This window comes from Magnetococcales bacterium, from assembly GCA_015228935.1.
Classification (GTDB): Bacteria; Pseudomonadota; Magnetococcia; order Magnetococcales; family DC0425bin3; genus HA3dbin3.
Map to the genome: position 1 here is coordinate 1 of JADGCO010000071.1, position 21,228 is coordinate 21,228.

The following is a 21,228-nucleotide window of genomic DNA, read 5'->3' on the forward strand; positions in this document are numbered from 1 at the left end:
TCCGATACAGAAGGTCTCTGCATATCTTTGACAAATCTTAAATCGACCCGCACAATATTAAATCGATTCACTCCTTTTTGATATCCCCAGTGAATAATATCGATCAGGTCTTGTATCTTATCCTTAAAAAGAATCGGTTGCAAAACAACTTTTGGAGCGAGGTAACCTTGTTGATTTCGGAGTGCGAGAAGACGTTCAATAGATTGAAGCCCCGTTTGATTATCATGGCCCGTCTCCTGATAGCCATGAATACTTTCAATAGAGAATGAAATGCTGTCGAGACCAGAGACAAGAATGCGTTCAATAATACCAGGCTTACCCAACATAAGTGAATTTGTAGTCAATTGAACTTTATACCCCTTCATTTTACAGTATTCTACAGCATCAAAAAAACGCGGATGAAGCAAAGATTCCCCCATGCCTGCCAAAGATATTTGCTCGGCACCTTCGAGTTTATCAACAATACAGGTAAAATCTTTCCATGTCATATGACGACGATCAACATCAATATAATTTCTTATGCACATACGACATGACAGATTACATGCGTTCGTTAATGATATTTGAATAAATCTCGGAAATTTTTCAGGAATGTGAAGAACTTTCCGTAATAAAATTGGTGCAAGTTCAATTTTTTTTGGAATATACATGATATACTAAGATTACGATTCTCGTGTTGTGTTATGCAAAAAAAAGCTTTTTATTACGCCGGATATGTAATCAAGGTCTTTTTCATTTAAACAGGGGTGGGCTGGAATATAACACACTTTACCGTCTAATTTTTCTGCATTGGGATAATGACCTCTGGCAAAAATTGCAAAGCGCTCCATCTGTGTGACATCTTGTGCTGATTCATCCTGGGCGTCAACATTGTGCTGAAGTAAATAGCGTTGCAACTCCCGGCAACGTTCAGTCCAAACGGCAAAGTGGACACAGACATGCTGCCTGTCAGTCGGATCAGGAGGCAATAGCAAATCTCCCACCCCTGCCAATTCACGTCGCAGATGGCACAGGATGGCGTGACGCTTATGGTTTGATTGATGGATTGTCTCAATCTGACGAAACCCCATGGCGGCTTGAATGTTAAACATATGCCGCTGGAACAGGTAAGGAACTTCTTGGTAGACGGGCTTTTTGACCCGAAACCAACCATCCAAAAAGGCATCGCCTTGTAGAACAAACCGCTTGACCAATGGAAACAAGGTCCATCGGTGAATCATAGGGTCATTAAGAAATTTCAGCAAGGATCCTTTCAAGACCGCTTGGAACAGATCCTTGATGGGTATGGCATGAAACTTTTCCTGCAATTGACGCAGACGTTTGATAAATTCGGGATCATTGGCAGTGACCATACCGCCGCCAAAACCATAAAAAGATTTTCCGTAGCCAAAACTGAAAGCGCCTATGTCAGCAGACCCGACGTGGGCGTTGCCATAGGTGGCACCACAAGCTCTGGCGCAATCTTCAATGATGCGTAAATGGTGTTTTTGAGCGATTTCCTGTAATTGGTGCATGTCCACAGGCAGGCCATTCAGGTGAACAGGCAGGATGACCCGTGTTCTGGGCGTGATAACGGCTTCAATCTGGGCCATGTCCATATTGGCGGATGCCAACGATACGTCAACAAATACCGGCTTGAGCCCAGCCAGCAGGACGACCGCCGGGTCTACCCAGAAAGTGAATGCCGGCAGGATAACTTCGTCACCGGGTTCCAGATCAAGTGCTTTCAAAGAATGAAACAGGGCGCTGCGACAATTGGGAAAGGCCACAGCATCCCTGACCCCGATCATCTTGGCAAAAGAGCTTTCAAATTCAGGGACCAAAGAGCGCCCCGCTGCCCGGGATGGCCATAACAAACGGAACAAGGCTTCAATTGTTTCAACCGTTGTCAGGTCCACCCAGACTCTGGGATAGGCTTTCCACATGAATCACCATTTTTCTGGCCGGCAAATCATTTCATAGACCACAAACTGTCCGTGCAGCCTTGGCAACGGCTTGCCGCCAATCCCCAATCGTGTAACCGAGTTCCTCTTGGGCGCGGCGGGAGGAATAGTAAATATCCCGGGAGATCATTTCCGCAGCCTCATAGGTCAAAGGCGGGTTGCGCCCCAAAAGGGTGAAAGCGGTTTCCACGCTCCATCCCAGCAAGGGTAAAAGCGTCGCAGGCAGGCGAAAGGGGGGGGACCTGCCTTTTGTGGCAATGGCAATTTCCCGGAAATAATCCGGGTAGGGGACATTTTCCCCTCCCAGAATATAGCGTCTTCCAGTAGCGCCTTTTTCGGCGCACAGCCAAAGACCTGGAATGAGATCATCAATATCGGTCAAACAAACCCCGCCCGGAGGGTAAACAAGCATTTTTCCGGCAGCAATTGCCAGGAAATTGTTTTTTTGCCCAGCTTTCATGGCAAAGCCACCCACCACGTTACCAGGACAGGCGATGACCGCATCCAGACCTTGAGTACACTCATGCAACACAGCCTGTTCACCTTGATGTTTCGTCAAGGCATAATGATCCGCTTCCATGTTGAATGGAGCAGATTCGTCCGAAACCTGACCGGGTTTGGGTCGTCCGACTGCCGCAATGGAGCTGACATGAACCAAGCGGATGCCAGCGCGACGTACCAGACGGGCCACACGTTCGGCCCCCTCAACATTGACGGCGATCCTCTGTCTGGCATGGTCTTTGGCGTTGGAACCGCATCCGGCCAGATTAAAGACCAGATCACATCCAGCCAGGGCATCGACGAGCCTGGTTTCGTCTTTCAGTTCACCAGCGATTCGTTCGATATCCAGGCCTGACAAGTGTGTCAAAGACGATCCTGGTCGATGAAAAACGCGGACCTTTATCCCGGATTTATTGACCAGCCAATGGACCAGGTTGGCTCCGATAAAGCCGTTGCCGCCAAAAACAAGTACCTGCATGGCGCTTTATCCTTCAAAAAATTGTACTCAGGACATATATATACTTGATGCCGTCAGCCATGATCGGGTCAGCCTCTCCCCATTCCACCTTTACATACTGGCATTTTTTCCGTAGAGTGGCAAGGTGCCTCGGCAGGGTGTCTCCAGGGCGATTGCATGTGAACGCTGGTGCCTTCTCATACAGCTATTTTGTTTTTTTTCAGGCTATTGAGCGACTTTCGGGTTTGTCTGGGTGGGCTTGCGGTTGCAATTTTTTAATTCCTTTCAGACTTGTTTTCTTTCTGACAATTGGGCGTGTTCATGAAAAAATGGCAAATTGTTGCACGGAATTTGCGTGCTTGGCAAAATTACCGTGCTGGCAATGCGTGTCCCGACAATTTACCTTCCTATTTTTGGATCGAGCCGACCAACCATTGCAATCTGCATTGTATCATGTGCCCAAATGGTACAGATCAGATTCACTTTCCCAAAGGGTGCATGCCCCTGACGCTTTTCAAGGAGATCGTGCGTCAAATCAAGCCTTTTACCTCTTCGGTCACTCTGGCTGTCGGTGGAGAATCTCTCTACAATAAAGAATTCTTTGATATGGTCCGCCATGCCCGCATGGAAGGCATCAAGGTTTTGTTGAATACCAATGCAACCATGCTGGATGCCAAACGGGCACAGCAATTGTTGGAGTCTGGTCTGTCACATGTCAGTTTTGCTTTTGATGGTTTCAATAAAATTCAGTATGAAAAAGCACGGGTGGGAGCCGATTTTGAAAAAACTCTCAATAATATAATCCATTTTTTAGAGCTGAAAAAATCACATGCCAAATCGGACCCCTATACGGTCCTCTCCATGCTGATGCTGGACATGACCCTTGCGACTCCTCAGGAACAGAACCAATTTCTTTCCCGATTCGAGGGTTTGATCGATGAGGTTCGCCTGCGGGAAGTGGCCACCTGGGGTCCGGTTTTCAAGGAGACCGACCAGTTTTCCTTTCGAAAAAACGTCCAACTCTATCCGCCCTGTTCACGTCTCTGGAGTACAGCCGTCGTGGCCTGGAACGGCGATCTCCTGCCTTGTATCTACGATGTGAATCATGACTATGTTCTGGGCAATATTCAGAAAGAAAATTTTGTCGATATCTGGAATGGCCCCGGAATGGTGGCGCTGAGAAAATCCATGCTGGATGGAACCTTCCGTACTCTGTTGCCATTGTGTGAACATTGTATCGTGTTGGGTTCTCCACCCTTGCTGGGTTTGCCGTCCGGCATTCGTTTGACCCTGGCTGATGCCTTGACGAATCTTTGGGGATATCGCATTGAAAAAATGGCCATTCGTTTGGCCAATTTGTTAAGCAGGCGGGGTTTTTCCGCCAGAACGATCAACTGAGAGGCTATCTATTAACTTGTTAATTTCAAAAGAAAAATTAATAAAAGCATCTCCTCTCCTGCTGGTCAGTCTGACAGGAAATCTGTTTGTCATTCTGATCTTGTGGACTCCCCTGACCGGGTTGCTCGTGCAACCCCTGATCGTGAACGAACCCTTGCAAAAAAGTGAGGTCGCCGTGATTTTTGCGTCGGGTTGGGTGAACGAGACGACCATGGATTATGATGCACTCCTCAGAATGCAACAGGGGGTTGAACTGTATCGACAGGGATGGGTTCGGAAGATTGTCTGTCTTGGTGGAACCACTCTGCCGCATCGTGACAGCCGTGAAAAAGTGGCTGAAGTCATGGCGAAAATTATTGTTTCCTGGGGGGTCCCACCCGAAAATGTCCTGGCCCATGCCGAGGCGACCAATACCTACGATGATCTGCGATCCATGTTCACTCTCCTGCGTCACCAGATCGATTTCAATCGCACCATTTATGTTTCCTCAGCCTACCATACAGCGCGGATTCGTTGGTTCCTGAATTCCATGGGTATCAACGGAATTGTGGTACATGCGTATCCTGTAGAGAAAGAACCTTTGCATTTTGGGCAACGAATGTTTTATTTTCGAAGTATCGCCCGCGAATATCTTGCTCATGTCTATTATCGTCTCATGCCGACCTCGCCAGTGGCCATTTGGAAATAATGGGGGAGGGAGCCGGAATTGGTTAAAAATCCCGGGCAATGATTTTGGATCCTTCCTGGTCAATGCGAAAGGGCAAGGAACGAAACGGCAAGTGACGGGCCAGCGCGTCGTGATCGTTGGCATAGAGCAACAAAAATCCCCCTGACCCAGCCCCCAGAAGCTTGCCCCCCGTTGCCCCATGGCGCATGGCCAACTCCAGGCAAGCCTGAACCTGATCATTGCTGATACCCGAGGCCATGCCCTGTTTGTATTCCCACCCCTGGCGCAAAATTTCTCCCAGTTGGTCAACCTGCCAATCATGAAAACATGCCCGCAGGCGATCCGCCAGGAGGGTCATGTTGTCCATGCGGGCCATTTTGTCGGGAATTTTCAGGTTGGCGCGTTGTTCGGCCAGAATGGTTCCGGCGGCTCGGTCGTTACCGATGTAATACAAACGCAATTTTTCTTCCAGGAGCCGTCTGCCCGCCTGGTCCAGGGAAATCGGGGCCACATGAACCGATTCATCGGCGACGAAGCGGATGTAGTTGAGACCGCCAAAGGCGGAGGCATATTGATCCTGTTTGCCAATCGGCTCCTTGAGAATATCAATCTCGATTGCACAGGCCTCGCTGGCCAACCGCTCCGGGGTGACAGTCTCTCTCTGCATGGCATAAAGGGCGTGGAGCAGACCCACCGTGAATGCACTGGAAGATCCCAATCCGGTACCGGCGGGGACGTCGGAAAAGGAGGCAATTTCAACTCCAGTGCCCAGTTTGACCTTGCGCAAGGCCTCCCGGACCAGGGGATGACGAATTTCATCAATTGAATCCACATCTTCGGTCTTTGAATATTTGATGCGGATTTTGTCGTGAAAATAGGGGTGGACCACGATATACATGTAACTTTGGATGGCGGCGCTGACCACAGCGCCATGGGAACGGACTGCATAATAGTCGCGCATGTCGCTGCCACCACCGGCCAGACTGACTCGAAATGGGGTTCTGGTAATGACCAAGCGGGTCGCTCTCCCTGTGATTGGTATGAAGATCCGGACCGGATGAACAAATACTTGAAACGGGTTGCAGGCGCAAAGGATGAAGCCGCTTTTCTACTATCAAGGGCCGGCGGAACAATGAGTGATGCCATGGGTGGGTTGGTGTGCAGGTCATGACGGAGAGCAGGGAGCAGGAAAGTTGCCAGCGCTGGGATCGACACTGGCAGGCAACCGGACGCATTCCAGGTGTCTCCCGTATGGGGCGACTCATGTTTCATGCCAAGGAAGAGGGGTTGCGTCGCGTCATGGCTCCTCTCAGGGAAGATGTGAAGACAATCCTGGAAGTCGGATGCGGGCCGGGTCACATCATGGCCATGTATCAACGCCTGGGCTTTGCTCCAATGGGAATTGATATTTCCCCGACTGCCGTGGCCATTTGTCAGGAACGAGGATTGGCTGCCGTGGAAAGGGACGTCATGGAAGAGCCAGGTCGTTATGATCTGGTTTCCAGCGACGGCATGCTGGAACATTTTCTCCATTTTGAACCCATGGCCGTGCGCATGATGCATCTGAGCCGCCGATATGTTCTTTTGATCCAACCCAACCATGGCTCCTTCTGGGGCAGGGTTTTGCCTTGTCTGGCCGAACTCATCAAGGGAGAGGACAATATTCTGGAATACAATTATCGCATGATTGACTTTATTGAGGTATTCCGCCGCCATGGCTTTGATGTTGTGGAAAACCGGCCTGTTTTTGGGGATGTTTTCCGTATCTTGTTGTTTCAAAGTCAAAAAATGTCTGAACATGTTCTGTGATGAATATCCTGTTTTTGAATCCGCCATTCATGCCGGGATTTTCCCGGGCGTCCCGCAGCCCAGCGGTCACCAAGGGGGGAACGCTCTATTTTCCCATTTGGCTGGCCTATGCCACCGGCATGGCCGAACAGGCCGGTCACCAGGTGCGGCTCGTGGATTGCGCAGCGGCTCGTCTTGATCTACCCAATCTCTTTATTGCCCTGGGTACGTGGCGGCCCGGTCTTGTGGTGATCGATACCAGCACCCCCAGCATTGTCAACGATGCCCAGGTGGCCGCTGATATCAAAAAACAATTTCCGGAAACATTCACCCTGCTGGTCGGTTCTCACCCGTCGGCCCTGCCGCAGGAGAGCATTGCCCTGCATGCAGCCGTCGATGGTGCCGCCCTGGGCGAATATGATGCCACCGTGGTGGATCTGGCCCAGGCATTGGATCAGGGTCTCCCTTTGCAGGGTGTCCCAGGGTTGGCTTACCGCATGCACGACACCATCCTCTGCAATCCCCGGCGTCCCATGCTGGAAAATCTGGATGCCCTGCCTTTTGTGGCAGAGGTCTATGCCAAACATTTGCGGATTGAGGATTATTTTTTTGCGGCGGCCAACTATCCCATGGTGCAGATCATGACGGGTCGCGGCTGCCCCCATCGCTGCTTTTTTTGCGTCTATCCCCAGACGTTCCATTCACGACGCTATCGGGTGCGTTCTGCCGCCAATGTGGTGGACGAGTTTGCCTTTATTCGGGATCACCTGCCACAAGTGCGGGAGATCGGCATCGAGGATGATTGTTTCACCGCCAGCCCCAGCCATGTCCGGCAAATTTGCGAAGAGTTATTGGCCCGCCAAATTCACATGAAATGGTATTGCAATGTGCGGGGTGACGTGTCTGCCGATCTGCTGCACCTCATGCGACGGGCTGGTTGCCGTCTCGTGACCGTCGGCTTTGAAAGTGGGGATCAAAAAATTCTGGATGGCATGGGCAAACATGCTAAATTGGAAAAGTATCAAAAATTTGTGCGTGATGCCAGGCAGGCCGGATTGCTCGTGCATGGGTGCATGATGGTGGGCAATCCGGGCGATACCAGAGCCACCGTGGCCACCAGCTACCAATTTGCCGTCCAGGCCAACTGTGACAGCATGCAATTTTATCCCTTGTTTGTTTATCCGGGAACCGAAGCCTACGCCTGGGCCGCCCAGAATGGCTATCTGAAAACCACCGATTTTACGCGCTGGTTGACCCCGGACGGCCAGCACAACTGCGTCCTGGACACGCCGGAGTTGTCAGCGAAAGAAATGGTTGCCATATGTGATTATTATTTAAAAAAATACCATCTGCGCCCCCGGTATCTTGTCATGAAATTGTGGCAGGCGTTGTGCCATCCGGCGGAAGGGTATCGCTCCCTGCTCTCTGCGAAGACGTTTTTCGGGAGATTGTTCAACCGTCAAGACGGGAATGTGTGCGGTGATTGAAATTTCCATCGTGGTGATCTGTTTTAATGAGGTCAATAATATTCGCCGTTGCCTGGAATCCCTGCTGGCACAGAATTATCCGGTTGCTTGTTGCGAGATTGTGGTGGTGGATGGTGGATCCCGGGATGGGACGCCGGAAGTCGTGGCGGAATTGGCGCAACGTCATGACCATGTGCGACTGGTGACGGAGTTGCGAAAAGGGGCGGCGGTGGCCCGCAATACCGGTATGGAAACGGCGCGTTTTCCTTGCGTTGCCTTCATCGATGCCGATTGTGAAGCGGTTCCGGATTGGCTGCTGCGGCTGGCAACGTATTTTCAGCAGTATCGTGCCAGGGATGCCGCTGTGGTGGCCGTGGGTGGGGGCAACATTCCCCCGCCGGATGCCGCCGATTTTGTCCAGGCCATCAGCATTGCCATGGATACATTCGTGGGAAGTTTCAATAGTGCCCAGGGACGCCTGTTCCAGGAACCCCGGGATGTTCCCAGTCTGGCCACGCTCAATGTGTTGTATGACAAGCGGGCGCTTGTTGCCATCGGTGGGTTTGATGTGACCCTGGGCAGTGATGCCGAAGATGCCGATATCAACCATCGCCTGGGGCGTGCCGGGCACCGCATGATCTATGTTCCCAATCTGTCCGTGTACCACAAATTGCGGGCCACGCCGTTACGCTGGAGTCGGAACATGTTTCGTTACGGACGGGGCAGGGCGCGCCTTCTCAAGCGGCATCCGGAGATGTGGCGTGTGGCCTATCTGTTGCCTCTGCTGTTTTTGGGTGGCATGTCCACGTTGCTTTTGGCACCCTTGTTTCCCGTTTTCTGGCTGGTGGCCCTCTATTTTCCTGTGCTGTTCATTCTGTCCGGGGTACTCTGCCGACGACACAGACGTTTTGATTTATGGGTTCATGTGTTTGTGGTCTTTCTGGTCCAGCATTTTGGTTATGCCTTGGGGGAGGTGGCCGGATTGTTGAATCCGGAGTAAATCGACAAGACACGATAATTGGATAAAGACCAAAAACGCCTGAAAAACGGATCAGCAGAATCATCACAAGGGTTCAAACGCCATGTGGTATGATTTCATTGCACAATTTTCCAGGGAAAAACCGGACCATCCGGCCATCATCGACAAGATCACGCAGACGACCTACACCTATCGGAGCATGGCATCGGTGATCCGGCAGTGGGGAAATTTTCTGCATGCCCGGGGGATTGGTCAGGGGGATCGGGTGGTGTTGCTGGCACCGGCCTGCATGGAGCATATCCTGCTGTTTTTTGCCTGTGCCAAGGTTGGGGCCATTCTGGTGCCGCTCAATCACCGCCTGCCTCCGGTGGAACTGGCGGGTATTCTGGAATTGGTTGAACCACAATTGTTTCTGGGTGCCGTGGATCCTCCCGCCGGCCAGAAATTTCCATATTTTCACTTCTCTTCCCTGGATTGGAACGCATCCTGGCCGGAGGCCCCGGACCATGAGGTTGCCGATGCCGATCCCATGTTGATGTTGTTCACCTCCGGCTCGACGGGCATGCCCAAGGGGGTGCTGTTTCATGCCACCATGATCATGGCCAACATGCACGGGACGGTTGACTCAGGGGTCTTGGAAGCCAGCGATGTCAGCATTGTCAATACCCCGTTTTTCCACACCGGGGCATATCACGTTTTTCTGCTGCCGCTGCTTTCCATGGGTGGGACGTTGTTGTTGTTTGATCGTTTTGATCCGGGTGGTGTTCTTCAGGCCATTCGGGAGGAGGGGATCACCATTTTCTGGGCAGTACCGACCATGTTTCAGGCCATCCACGATCATTCGGATTTTGTCTGGACTGATTTTTCGCGCATTCGTTGTTTGTTGTCGGGAGGTGCCCCTCTGAGTGTTGCCCTGATCAAGGCTTATCATGCCCGGGGTGTGCCTTTCAAGCAGGGATTCGGCCTGACTGAAGTGGGGCCGAACTGCTTTTTGCTGGATACGGAAGCGTGTTGGCAACGACCTGATTCCATTGGCAAGCCCATGCGCCATTCCCAGGTCATGGTGGTGGATGACCAGGGCCATCCGGTGGGACCGGATCAGCCCGGCGAACTGCTTATTGCCGGACCGCATTTGTGCAAAGGTTATTGGCGCAATGATGATTTATTCCGTGCTTCCTTGCTGGACGGTTATTTTCGTACCGGGGATCTGGTCCGTTACGACCAGGAAGGTTTCTTTTTTGTCGTGGGGCGCAAAAAAGAGATGTACATTTCCGGCGGCGAAAATGTCTATCCAGGTGAAGTGGAAAAACATATTCTGACCCATCCCGATATTTCACAGGCCGTTGTGGTGGCGGTTTCCGATGCCAAATGGACCGAAGTCGGTTTTCTCTTTATTGTGGCCAGACGGGACATGTCATTGGATGAACTGCGCCATCATCTGGACCAGCGGTTGGTGCGGTTCAAGCACCCCCATCACATGCGCCGGTTGGAGGCACTGCCTCTGTTGGCCAATGGCAAAATCAATCGGGTGGGGTTGCGGGAGATGGCGCGTCAAGAGATTTGTGCCTGACTGGTCGAGCATTTCTGATCCATCCGGTCCATTACTCTGTCAAGTTGGACTCTTTGGCAAATCCCCGATATTTTTCCTGGGCCAAGTTTTGGGCTTGGCGGCGGTGATAATCGATTTCGGCAAAATTGTTGGTGACCACCGCACAGACCATGGGGTCGATTTTTTCCTTGGCCACCAGGGAAGCAAGAATTTCCTGAACCTGGGATTGCGACATTCCTGGTCGATAGGGTCGATCCTCGGTCAAGGCGGTGAAGATATCGGCGATGCTCATGATGCGCGCTCCCAACACCAGATTCCTGCCAGGAATTCGGAAAGGGTAGCCTTTGCCGTCGATGGTTTCGTGATGGAATGATGCCCACTCGTTGATGGTGGCCAGCTCCTTGATGGGACGCAGGGAATGGTATGTGACATAGGTGTGAATCTGCATGATTCCCATCTCTTCCGGGGTCAAGGGACCGGTTTTGTAGAGAATCTCGGTGGGGACGGCGAGTTTGCCCAGATCATGGAGAAAGCCGGCAATTCGCATCATGGTTTGTTCGCGGTGGGACATGCCCACCCGACGGGCGATGTGTTCCGCAGTGATGGCAACACCCTGGGAGTGGGTGGCGGTAAAACGGCAACGAAAGTCGATGATCGTGGCAATGAAACGGGACAGTTCTTCCAGTTCGGTCAGAGAGATTCTAAGCGTGCCGGCATTGGTATTGCTTTTTAAAATTTCACTTAAATTCTGGTTGAACAGATCGAACCAGAAAGCGGGTGGGGCACAAATTTCTTCGAATGCGGCGACGACATCCGGATGGAGAATTCTGCCCGCACGCTGGCGAATTTTTTCCCGGATGGTGTTGGTTTGGGCCAAGGCTGGAACCTTGTTGTCAATTTGCACGGCGACCCGGTCGGCAACGTGGAGAATATGACATCCCATGGGGGTGGGTTCGCCATGGGTTTCCGCGCCGGAGCCATGGTTCCAGGCAATGTGGTGATGTCGGACCAGGGTGGCCAGGTTGGCGAACAGACGAAACTCGCGCAGCATGTTGTAGCCGGTTTCGGCATGGTTGGAGTCCCGTGAATCCATGTCCAATTGGGCAATGAAGGTTTTTTCACGCAGGGTCAACGCCCCGCAATCATGCAGGAGACCGGCATAAACCAGATTATTTGTTTCTTGTGGGGAAAAATTCATGGCCGACGCGATGCGTTCGGCGATATGGGCAACTTTGCGATGATGGTCTGACAAGTGAGGATCGACAAGGTCCAGGGTGTTGCCGACCGTGTCCAGAATATCAAAAAATTGAATGTTCAAGAATGGTTTCCTTCGTCAACAAGGTTCAAAATTTCCTGGTTTCTCTTGAATTTTCTTTAAGTATTCAGGCACACTCCATCGTTGACATTTTGTGACATGTCTTGACATTTGTAAAGTATGAAATTGACTGGTCTGAATTAAGCATGGAGGTGTATTTGTTCTCATCTGTCTTGTTAATAACTTTATATATAATAAAAAGGATGTCATTATGGCGGAGATTCATAATAATGGCAATTGACATGGTGTCCGGGTATATTTAGTATGACCCGGAAGGAGCGTGCAAGCCAAACAAGGTTGATTTGACCATGGTGCAGTTATTCTGTATGATCAAGCGACCAATCTGGAAAGGAAAATGAAATGAAACAGATGATTGCTATTGCAGGTACCGTCATGCTTGTGGGTTGTGCCTCCATTGTTTCTGGAACCTTGCAACCCGTTTCAGTCAACACCGGCAAGGTGAACGGTGCCATATGCGAACTGACTGATAAAAAAGGAGGAAAATGGTATATTTCCGGGACTCCGGGAACTGTGACCGTGCAGAAAGGGGATGGCCCCATGGATGTCACATGTCGCAAGGAAGGATATACAACAGGGCATTTGACGGTAGAGGAGGTCTTGGCCGAAGCGACAATAGGAAATATTTTCCTGGGTGGTGGCGTTGGAATTTTGGTCGATATGGCTTCCGGAGCGGCACAACAATATCCCGGTGAGATTGTCGTATGGATGGAACCAGGCATGTTTACCTCCTCTGCCATGGAAGCAGAATGGACTCGAGCCAGGCTGGAACACCAACGCAAGGTTGAGGAAGATAAAAAGAGACAGGAATATCTCAACAAGAAAAAAGCAAAGAGCTTTTCAACCAAATGAGTGTGATGTGCTGGTGCCCGTGCAGATTCCCCGGGGAGACAAAAACCTTGTTTTCAGGCCTGGATCAGGAGGCAGGGGGGATTTTGTTGTGGTATGGCTCAGGAGTTCCTGACAGACATGAAAGAGATCGTGTGGCTGATTTTACTTCGCTGAACCTGATTCAACCCATTCAACGTGCCTTGCAGCAAGCCGGTTACCAAACCCTCACTCCCGTACAAAAAACAGGCGACCTTGATTATAATTATTGTATTTAATTAACAGATATTAATAATTAAAGGGGTTGACAGTCTGCTTGGACAATCATACAATCCGTTCCGAAAAGGGAGCGGAATTGTAAACTCAGTCAAAACATGGCCCGATGCCCGATAACAAACATAGTGATATTCATCATGAAATGAGACGTGAAAGGAAATGAAGTGAAGAAGATAATTGCAGCTACAGGTACCATGATGCTTGTTGGTTGTGCTACAATCGTTTCGGGATCCTTGCAATCCATATCGGTCAACACAGGCAAAGTATACGGTGCCATGTGCGAACTGACAGATAAAAAAGGTGGAAAATGGTATGTTCCGACAACTCCGGGGACAGCGACTGTGCGGAAAGGGGATGGTCCCATGGATGTCGTATGCCGGAAGGAAGGGTATACCATCGGGCAATTGACAGTGGAAGAGACGATAGCTGGAGCAACATTTGCCAACATACTCATCGGTGGTGGCATTGGAATATTGGTCGATGCAGCTTCCGGGGCAGCACAACAATATCCTGATCAGATTGTTATATGGATGGAACCGGAAAAATTCACATCATCATCCATGGAGGCAGAATGGACCCAAGCCAGGTTGGAACATCAGCGCAAGCTTGAAGAAGCCAGGAAAAGCCAACAAAATTCAAATGATAATGATGCAAAGAGCATAACAACCAAATAATCATGACATAATGGCAAAAGAGCATGGATTGTGGTTGGTTGAATCAGGATTTTCAGCCATGAAGCTAAAGTGCAGTGGGTATTTGTCAGGAATGGATCAGGAGAGCCTGACGAAGGCTGTGGACTTTTTTCCGGAATGGGTGTTGACAAGCGCCTGGTTGAGGAGCAGTGTATCACCGCCCGGATATTTATTTCGGGGATCTCGACTTTTTCTGTTTCGCGGTTTCACACCCTTGTTTGCCGAGTTTGCCGACTACGGACTTCATGAGTTTCTTGCATGACGGTCGCGGCTGATGTGACGTGACATGGCCAGAATCCACGATCCGGGACACAATTGAGGTTTCCTGTCCATGAGGAGATGGGAACGTCCGGGTTTCCTCTCCTGCCCTTGTCATGAAAGAGATCGTGTGGCTGATTTTACTTCGCTGAACCTGATGCAACCCATTCAACGTGCCTTGCTGCAAGCCGGTTACCAAACCCCCACTCCCATACAAGAACAGGCGATTCCCTACCTGATGGATGGTCGGGACTTGCTGGGTATTGCCCAGACGGGCACCGGCAAGACGGCGGCGTTTGCCTTGCCCATTCTGGATCGTCTGGCACGCCAGAAACGCCAGGCCGGTCCGAAAGGTGCCCGTGTTTTGATCCTGACGCCGACGCGGGAACTGGCGGCCCAGATACACAGCAGTTTTATCACTTACGGGCGGCATCTGGGGATGGCGACGGCGGTGATTTTTGGTGGTGTCGGTCAGCATGCCCAGGTCCAGGCCATGGCTCGGGGTGTGGCGGTGCTGGTGGCGACTCCAGGGCGCTTGCTGGATCTGTTTTCCCAGGGGCATGTCAGGCTGGATCGCCTGGAGGTTTTTGTTCTGGATGAGGCCGACCGCATGCTGGATATGGGGTTCATCCACGACGTGCGCAAGGTGATTGCCGCCTTGCCGCCGAAACGGCAGACGTTGTTGTTTTCGGCCACCATGCCGGAAACCATCACCGACCTGGCCAATGGCATTCTGCACAATCCGGCCCGGGTCGAAGTGACACCCCAGGCCACCACGGTGGAACGGGTTGAACAAAAGGTGTTCTATGTGGAAAAGGCCAATAAAATTCACCTGCTGAAAAAAATTCTCGCCCAGGAAACTGCGGATCGGGTGTTGATATTCACCCGCACCAAACATGGAGCCAATCGTCTGGTCGAACAATTGGAGCGGATCCAGGTCACGACAGCGGCCATCCACAGCAACAAATCACAAGGGGCGCGTGAACGCGCCCTGGGGCAATTCCGGGCCGGGGATATTCGGGTGTTGGTGGCCACGGATATTGCGGCGCGTGGCATCGATGTGGCGGGTGTCAGTCATGTAATCAACTTTGATTTGCCAAACGAACCTGAAAGTTATGTGCATCGGATCGGTCGCACAGCCCGGGCCGGACGGGAAGGGGCGGCCATCTCATTCTGTGATGCCACCGAACGCGGGTATCTCCGCGATATTGAACGCATCATCCGTCAGGAACTCCCCGTGGATGATGCACACCCATACCATGCCGATGCCATTGCCAAGGCTTCCCAGGGAGGTGCGACACCCAATCGTTCCGGGCGTGGTGGCAGACCAGCCGCTCAAAACAGGCAACCGAGAGATTCAGCCGGGCATGGGCGGTCCGATTTTACCCGGTCAGAGCTGTCAATGGCGCGCAAATCCAGTCAACCAGCGAAAAAACGGGGGTCAGCGACCAGCCAGGTATCCGGAAAAAAACAGGGGTCGGTGGCCAACCAGGTGCTGGCCAAGGTGGTTGCGGATTTTCAAGCCGAAATTGCCCCGGAGCATGCGTCGCGGCACCATGAACAAAAACATGGCAAACGTTCTCCCAGGGTGACGACGCAGGATGAACGCCATCGCCCGATACGCACGGAAAACACGAGCCATGAGCCGTTTCCCGCCCGGAAAAAAGTGCGGCATGCGTCAGTTGCCGGCAAAAAAGATGCGAGGCACATGGTTTCCGGTCGAGTTGCCTGACCCCAGTGTTGAAGAAAAGATCAGTCGATCGATGAAGTTTCAAGGGGAAGGGAAGCCCTTCCCCTTGGCGGTTGGTGAGAGGGTTCTTGCCGTTCGGGGGCAATTCAGTATTGCCATGAGAGTCATACAAAAAAGCCCGAGCAGAAAAATAACATTTATATTTACAGTGCAGATAAAGGTAATTCTGGCAGGCCGAGTCAAACAGGCATCCTAAAGAAAGTCTGGTGTGCCAACAGCTTTCCTGACTTATTGACATGTTAAAATATAAAACCATTGCAGAAATTGTGTAGAACAAGCCAAAAGCCTGCGTGGCACACAAAATACCCGAACCGTCAAGGAACTGATTTAGAGCTTACCAGAAATGGCAGCATAAATTTTTATTTGCACTTTGCCGGACGTTCTGTCAAAAGAGTCTACAATCTGTCAAGATGATCGACAATTGGCCAAAGTGGAGAAAGCAGGGAGGTCATCTGGACGAGCAGGGAACAAGATGATTGCAGTGAGAGGGGGCCATGTTTGATTGCCAGGGGGCTTGCTACAGGTTCCTGGCTGATGGTTTGGTCCAGTGGAACGAGTGTTTTTTTCCAGGATGGAAGGATTCATCCCTTGTGATTGGAACAGGAAGTTTCATGGGTAGCATGTTGGCCGTAACAACCATCAATCCCGGACGGAGGGAACAATGGTCAAAGAGAGTGGCGATGATTCAGCTCAATTCAAAAGAATCCTCAGCAATCCGAAGTACCATGAACTGGTTCGCAAGCGAAGACGGTTTGCCTGGACTTTGTCCATCATCATGCTGGTCATCTACTATGCTTTCATTGTGGTGATTGCGTTCAAGCCTGCCATCCTGGCCACGCAGATTACTTCTGACAGCATCATCACCATTGGTATTCCCATCGGAGTGGGGATTATTCTGTCAGCGTTTATCCTGACCTGGATTTTTGTGATGCGTGCCAATGGTGCTTATGATAGATTAACGAGTGAAATAAAGGAGTTATCGAAATGATGTTCCGGATTTTCACCGTGTTGATGGGGGGAGTTTTCTGGATGCCGTGGTGTGCATGGGCGGCGGATATTCCCCCGGCGGCACCGCAACAAAAGATGAACGTGACGGCCATCATCATGTTTTTCATCTTCGTGGCGGTCACCCTGGGAATCACCTACTGGGCGGCCAATCGGACCAAGACCACAAAGGATTTCTATGCAGCCGGAGGTGGCATTACCGGCTTTCAGAACGGGTTGGCCATCGCCGGCGACTACATGTCCGCAGCCTCGTTCCTGGGCATATCGAGCATGGTTTTTGCCAAGGGCTACGATGGTCTCATTTACTCGATTGGATTTCTGGTCGGGTGGCCAATCATCCTCTTCCTGATGGCGGAACAATTGCGCAACCTGGGGCGCTATACCTTCGCCGACATTGTATCATTCCGGCTACAGCGCATCCCGCTCCGCACCTTGTCCGCTTTCGGGACCCTGAGTACGGTCATCCTCTATCTGATTGCCCAAATGGTGGGTGCTGGCCAGTTGATCCGGACCCTCTTTGGTCTCCCTTATGAATATGCCGTGATCGCGGTGGGGACGCTGATGATCCTTTACGTGGCATTTGGTGGCATGTTGGCGACCACCTGGGTGCAGATCATCAAGGCGGTCTTGTTGTTGTCCGGTGCCTCCTTCATCGCTTTTGCCGCCCTTTCGTTCGTTGACTTTGATCTGGAGCGTTTCTTCAGGGAGTCTGTGGCAGCCATGAAACAGAGTGCCCTGGCCGATCACAAAAAGGTGGTGAGTGATGGCAAGAACATTCTCGCTCCCGGAGGGTTGGTAACAGATCCAATCTCCGCCATCTCCCTCGGCCTGGCCTTGATGTTTGGCACGGCTGGTCTGCCTCACATCCTGATGCGCTTTTTCACGGTGGGTAATGCCAAGGAGGCCAGAAAGTCGGTCTTTTATGCAACCGGTTTCATCGGCTATTTCTATATCCTGACCTTCATCATCGGGTTTGGGGCCGTCTTGCTGGTGGCACCTCATACCCAGTACATGGATATGGTCAAAGGTACCCTGATGGGTGGAAACAACATGGCGGCCATCCATCTGTCCCATGCGACGGGTGGGGATCTTTTCCTGGGCTTCATCTCCGCCGTGGCTTTTGCCACCATTCTGGCCGTGGTCTCTGGTTTGACACTGTCGGGTGCTTCGGCTGTCTCCCACGACATCTATGCCAGTGCCATCTGTGGTGGCCAGGTGAACGAAAAGAAGGAAATGATGATTTCCAAAATGGCGGCCCTGGTGATCGGGTGTATCGCCATCTATCTTGGAATTCAGTTCGAGAAACAAAATGTGGCCTTCATGGTCGGATTGGCCTTTGCGATTGCGGCCAGTGCCAATTTCCCCATTCTCTTCCTTTCCATTCACTGGAAGGGTTTGACGACGCGCGGGGCCATGATTGGGGGGACCATGGGACTTCTTTGCACAATCATCATGGTGGTGTTGTCGAAGACGGTCTGGGTGGATGTCCTCAAAAATCCCGCTCCGCTGTTTCCCTACAAGGATCCGGCGATCTTTTCCATGACCCTGGCCTTCCTGGGATCGTGGTTCTTTTCGATCACGGATGGCAGTGAACGGGCCAAAAATGAAAAATTGGCCTATGAAGCGCAATTGGTACGGTGTGAAACCGGGGTTGGCTCGGTAGGTGCCTCCAAGCATTGAGTGACGGGAGAGAGGGAAGGGGTACCCCTTCCCTCTTTCTTTTTCTTTCTTTCACGACAATTTTTTCTTGCAGGGCGCAAAAAGGTGAGGTATTCTCCAAACCATGTCGTATCAGGCCTGCTTTTTTGTTGCCGGTTTGATTGAATATTCAGTTTGTGGCGGCCTGTCTGCCTCCGTTTTGAGAATCAGTTTGAAATACAATTTATTGCGGTAGTTTTCCTGCTGACCTGCCCGGGGTGACTCGTGGCAGGTTTGTCGTTTTTGAGAGGATAATTTTGACCAAATCCGCCCGGAGAGACTCCAGGCGTTTTTTTTTGGTATTTTTTTCCTTGACCAGGCCCACATGGGGAGACCCCTAGGGGGTTGATTGTGTGCAACGATTACCTTGACCAGACCTGCCCGGGGAGACCCCTGGTGGGTTTTTTTGTGCAACGATTCCTTTGACCAGACCCGCCTGGGGAGACCCCTGGCGGGTTTTTTGTGCAACGATTCCTTTGACCAGACCCGCCCGGGGCAACCCGGTGCGGGTTTTTTTGTGCGCAAATTGAGAAAGGGGGTGATGGCATGCGCCGGGACAAGTGCAGGACAAGTAAGCGGACCAGAACGTCAATCGTCAGAAAATCCTGGGAAAAAATGCGTCTGGTAGAAATCAGGCGGTTGTTGGGTGTTTTGCGGATGGGTCGGTGCCCGGTCAAGGAGTGGCACCTGGCCCTGGAACGCAAGGCTTCATACGGCGCAATACCGGAAATTCAGGGTGTGAAACGTGCCTCGAAACATTGGCGACGGATCTACCGGGGCACACAGGGGTCTGATCGTCGCCTTCTCTGCATCGAGCAGTTGGGCGACTGGCAACAAAAGCTTTTGTAGGGGAGTGACAGCAAAATGGGCAACAAGAACCGACACAACCAACAGGGTATCAACAGACCAAAGCAACCAAAGAGTGAGAACGACATGGGCAGCAAGAGCAGACACGTTCAGCGTATGGCCAACAATTCCAGACAGCAGGGGAGTGACATCAAGATGGGCAGCAAGAAACACGTGATCATACCAATCAATGAACCCGATCCGAACCAGTCCGGCAAATCCATTGAGGAACAGAAGAAACAGGCAGAACTGGCAGAGCGAGAAGATTTCGGCAAGATGGTCGGGGTATTTCGCAAGGAAAAGAAAAACAAGAACAAGGGGAATGGTGCTGCTGGCGGGGGCATGGGAGAGGAATCTGCCAGGGTGGCAGCGGGCACCAGCGAACAGGGAGAGCAGGTTGAAGATCAGGCCGGTGCGGAGGAAGGTGCCGCAGAGGAACTCCCCGGCTGGCATGAGGCCCCGGCCAATCTGCGGCAGGAGCATATCGATCTGTTGCACAAATTCAACTCGCATATCGGGCGTTTGCGCAAGGTACAGGATGAGCTGGCGGCCCAACAGCAAAAAATTGCCGGATATGAAAATTCACCACGCCAGGGTGGGGTGGTGCAGGAGAGACCCTGGACGGAGGCCTGGAACCGGTTGGTCATGCAGGGAAACTATCGGGACTTTCTGGCACCCCTGGAGCAGCGGTTGCAGTTTATCGAGGCGGCTCTTGAGGATTTTGGGAAATTTGCCCGTTCCCATCAAGAATGCGTCAAGTTGGAACGGGAACATCCCGACTACGGCAGTATTGTGAACGAACAGCCGTTTCTTGACTGGCTGGAGCAGCAACCCACACCGATTCGTGAGGTTGTGGAGCGCAATGCCTATTGGCTCAACAGCAGTGATGATGTCATCTGGCTGTTGAATGAGTTCAAAAAGCATCGGGATGGCCAGGTCTCCGTCAAGGCCGAACGGGACAAACGTCTGCAACAGAAACGGAATTTGCAGGTGCAATCCGGGGCGGCGGTGCCCAGTCGCGGACCCGGGGCCGGGGAGGATCTGCCGGACAACTTTGGCAAACAGGTGGAATTTTTCCGTAACGAAATGCGCACGAAAGGACGGACGAGATGAGCGGAGCCTATTTTAATCTGAAACCGAACGGCCTGTATGCGTCTGGTGCCACCAAACCCAATGGGGATCAGGCGACCACGGTGGGGGCGCATTTGACGCCCTATCTGTCGCCTGCCAATCCCTTGATTCAACAGGCCCAGACCAAGACCAGACAGGCGGCCAATCAACGTGGACTGGTCAACAGCAGCATGGCAATGCAGGCCGGGACCGAGGCGAGTCTGCAAACCGCCGCCCAGATGGCTTCCCAGGATGCCCAGGCAACAGCCGCCAGGGAGATGGAAAAGCTGAACTACCAGAATCAAAGTGGTCTGGCATCCCAGCAAAATCAGCATGTCCTGGAGCAGGGTGCTGCCCAGACCAAAAACCAGTCCTATCTGGCCGGACAGCAGCATCAGTATGCCAAGGATTTGTCCAACCAGCAGTATGGGCAACAGCTTGGCCTGGCCGGATTCCAGCATCAAAACACCCTGGAACAGGGGCAACAGCAGTACGGTTTCCAGCTCGGCCTGGCTGACCAGCAGCATGGATATGCCAAGGACTTGAGCCAGCAGGGGTTTTATCAGCAGCAGGCCCTGAATGCTGACCAGGCAAATGCGGCTTTGAAGTTGGATGAGCAGGGATACCAACACCAGAAGGGTCTTGCTAAAGCCAATGCCAAACATACTTCGGATCTGGGATGGG

At 51.9% G+C, this 21,228-nt stretch carries 19 protein-coding genes; 14 read left to right on the forward strand and 5 right to left on the reverse strand.

Annotated elements, in window-relative coordinates; all coding sequences use genetic code 11:
* From HQL65_14840 to HQL65_14850, 3 genes are all read right to left on the reverse strand, one after another.
* A partial coding sequence (locus HQL65_14840; protein ID MBF0137510.1) for a radical SAM protein occupies positions 1–650 on the reverse strand: 650 nt, incomplete at its 3' end.
* Between the two features lie 12 nt (positions 651–662).
* Complete coding sequence (locus HQL65_14845) at positions 663–1,925, reverse strand: aminotransferase class I/II-fold pyridoxal phosphate-dependent enzyme (GenBank protein MBF0137511.1); 1,263 nt, start codon at positions 1,923–1,925, stop codon at positions 663–665.
* Positions 1,926–1,956: 31 nt separating this feature from the next.
* On the reverse strand, positions 1,957–2,922 hold the full coding sequence (locus tag HQL65_14850; protein ID MBF0137512.1) for an NAD-dependent epimerase/dehydratase family protein: 966 nt from the start codon (positions 2,920–2,922) through the stop codon (positions 1,957–1,959).
* 432 nt (positions 2,923–3,354) lie between these two features.
* Between HQL65_14850 and HQL65_14855 the strand changes: the two genes are divergently transcribed.
* Together HQL65_14855 and HQL65_14860 are read left to right on the forward strand one after the other, a co-directional pair.
* The gene (locus HQL65_14855) at positions 3,355–4,299 is read left to right on the forward strand and encodes an SPASM domain-containing protein (GenBank protein MBF0137513.1); all 945 of its coding nucleotides are present in this window, start codon (positions 3,355–3,357) and stop codon (positions 4,297–4,299) included.
* Positions 4,300–4,315: 16 nt separating this feature from the next.
* Positions 4,316–4,987 carry a YdcF family protein gene (locus HQL65_14860; GenBank protein MBF0137514.1) on the forward strand — a complete coding sequence of 224 codons (672 nt, stop codon included), beginning with the start codon at positions 4,316–4,318 and terminating at the stop codon, positions 4,985–4,987.
* Between the two features lie 22 nt (positions 4,988–5,009).
* Here HQL65_14860 and HQL65_14865 read toward each other — a convergent pair whose 3' ends face one another.
* A complete protein-coding gene (locus tag HQL65_14865; GenBank protein ID MBF0137515.1) occupies positions 5,010–5,981 on the reverse strand; it encodes a GHMP kinase in 972 nt (323 codons plus the stop codon).
* Between the two features lie 152 nt (positions 5,982–6,133).
* Between HQL65_14865 and HQL65_14870 the strand changes: the two genes are divergently transcribed.
* From HQL65_14870 to HQL65_14885, 4 genes are all read left to right on the forward strand, one after another.
* The gene (locus tag HQL65_14870; protein ID MBF0137516.1) at positions 6,134–6,775 is read left to right on the forward strand and encodes a methyltransferase domain-containing protein; all 642 of its coding nucleotides are present in this window, start codon (positions 6,134–6,136) and stop codon (positions 6,773–6,775) included.
* Positions 6,775–8,241 (forward strand): radical SAM protein, encoded by a 1,467-nt coding sequence (locus HQL65_14875; protein MBF0137517.1) that lies wholly within the window; start codon positions 6,775–6,777, stop codon positions 8,239–8,241. Before HQL65_14870 ends, HQL65_14875 begins: the two co-directional genes overlap by 1 nt.
* Positions 8,234–9,220 (forward strand): glycosyltransferase, encoded by a 987-nt coding sequence (locus HQL65_14880; GenBank protein ID MBF0137518.1) that lies wholly within the window; start codon positions 8,234–8,236, stop codon positions 9,218–9,220. The genes HQL65_14875 and HQL65_14880 overlap by 8 nt, the downstream gene beginning before the upstream one ends.
* An 82-nt stretch (positions 9,221–9,302) precedes the next feature.
* Positions 9,303–10,769, forward strand: coding sequence for an AMP-binding protein (locus tag HQL65_14885; protein ID MBF0137519.1), 1,467 nt, complete (start codon positions 9,303–9,305; stop codon positions 10,767–10,769).
* A 31-nt stretch (positions 10,770–10,800) separates the two neighbouring features.
* Here the strand turns inward: HQL65_14885 and HQL65_14890 are convergent, their stop codons facing one another.
* Complete coding sequence (locus tag HQL65_14890) at positions 10,801–12,066, reverse strand: HD domain-containing protein (GenBank protein MBF0137520.1); 1,266 nt, start codon at positions 12,064–12,066, stop codon at positions 10,801–10,803.
* Between the two features lie 357 nt (positions 12,067–12,423).
* On the opposite strand from HQL65_14890, the gene HQL65_14895 reads away from it, so the two are divergent.
* From HQL65_14895 to HQL65_14930, 8 genes are all read left to right on the forward strand, one after another.
* Positions 12,424–12,933, forward strand: a complete 510-nt coding sequence (locus HQL65_14895) for a hypothetical protein (GenBank protein ID MBF0137521.1) — start codon at positions 12,424–12,426, stop codon at positions 12,931–12,933.
* A gap of 401 nt (positions 12,934–13,334) precedes the next feature.
* Complete coding sequence (locus tag HQL65_14900; protein ID MBF0137522.1) at positions 13,335–13,859, forward strand: hypothetical protein; 525 nt, start codon at positions 13,335–13,337, stop codon at positions 13,857–13,859.
* 349 nt (positions 13,860–14,208) lie between these two features.
* Positions 14,209–15,867 (forward strand): DEAD/DEAH box helicase, encoded by a 1,659-nt coding sequence (locus HQL65_14905; GenBank protein ID MBF0137523.1) that lies wholly within the window; start codon positions 14,209–14,211, stop codon positions 15,865–15,867.
* Positions 15,868–16,546: 679 nt separating this feature from the next.
* Positions 16,547–16,873, forward strand: coding sequence for a DUF485 domain-containing protein (locus tag HQL65_14910; GenBank protein MBF0137524.1), 327 nt, complete (start codon positions 16,547–16,549; stop codon positions 16,871–16,873).
* On the forward strand, positions 16,873–18,570 hold the full coding sequence (locus HQL65_14915) for a cation acetate symporter (GenBank protein MBF0137525.1): 1,698 nt from the start codon (positions 16,873–16,875) through the stop codon (positions 18,568–18,570). Before HQL65_14910 ends, HQL65_14915 begins: the two co-directional genes overlap by 1 nt.
* A 633-nt stretch (positions 18,571–19,203) precedes the next feature.
* Entirely contained in the window at positions 19,204–19,437 is a 234-nt protein-coding gene (locus HQL65_14920) for a hypothetical protein (GenBank protein MBF0137526.1), read from the forward strand.
* 15 nt (positions 19,438–19,452) lie between these two features.
* Complete coding sequence (locus HQL65_14925) at positions 19,453–20,547, forward strand: hypothetical protein (GenBank protein MBF0137527.1); 1,095 nt, start codon at positions 19,453–19,455, stop codon at positions 20,545–20,547.
* Positions 20,544–21,228: hypothetical protein (locus HQL65_14930; GenBank protein MBF0137528.1), on the forward strand; the 685-nt coding region annotated here is incomplete at its 3' end. The genes HQL65_14925 and HQL65_14930, both read left to right, overlap by 4 nt.

Coding starts and splice junctions, on each gene's coding strand:
- HQL65_14845 (MBF0137511.1), bottom strand. CDS start 1,925: ATGTGGAAAGCCTATCCCAGAGTCTGGGTGGACCTGACAACGGTTGAA.
- HQL65_14850 (MBF0137512.1), bottom strand. CDS start 2,922: ATGCAGGTACTTGTTTTTGGCGGCAACGGCTTTATCGGAGCCAACCTG.
- HQL65_14855 (MBF0137513.1), top strand. CDS start 3,355: ATGTGCCCAAATGGTACAGATCAGATTCACTTTCCCAAAGGGTGCATG.
- HQL65_14870 (MBF0137516.1), top strand. CDS start 6,134: ATGACGGAGAGCAGGGAGCAGGAAAGTTGCCAGCGCTGGGATCGACAC.
- HQL65_14875 (MBF0137517.1), top strand. CDS start 6,775: ATGAATATCCTGTTTTTGAATCCGCCATTCATGCCGGGATTTTCCCGG.
- HQL65_14885 (MBF0137519.1), top strand. CDS start 9,303: ATGTGGTATGATTTCATTGCACAATTTTCCAGGGAAAAACCGGACCAT.
- HQL65_14895 (MBF0137521.1), top strand. CDS start 12,424: ATGAAACAGATGATTGCTATTGCAGGTACCGTCATGCTTGTGGGTTGT.
- HQL65_14905 (MBF0137523.1), top strand. CDS start 14,209: ATGAGGAGATGGGAACGTCCGGGTTTCCTCTCCTGCCCTTGTCATGAA.
- HQL65_14910 (MBF0137524.1), top strand. CDS start 16,547: ATGGTCAAAGAGAGTGGCGATGATTCAGCTCAATTCAAAAGAATCCTC.
- HQL65_14915 (MBF0137525.1), top strand. CDS start 16,873: ATGTTCCGGATTTTCACCGTGTTGATGGGGGGAGTTTTCTGGATGCCG.
- HQL65_14920 (MBF0137526.1), top strand. CDS start 19,204: ATGCGTCTGGTAGAAATCAGGCGGTTGTTGGGTGTTTTGCGGATGGGT.
- HQL65_14925 (MBF0137527.1), top strand. CDS start 19,453: ATGGGCAACAAGAACCGACACAACCAACAGGGTATCAACAGACCAAAG.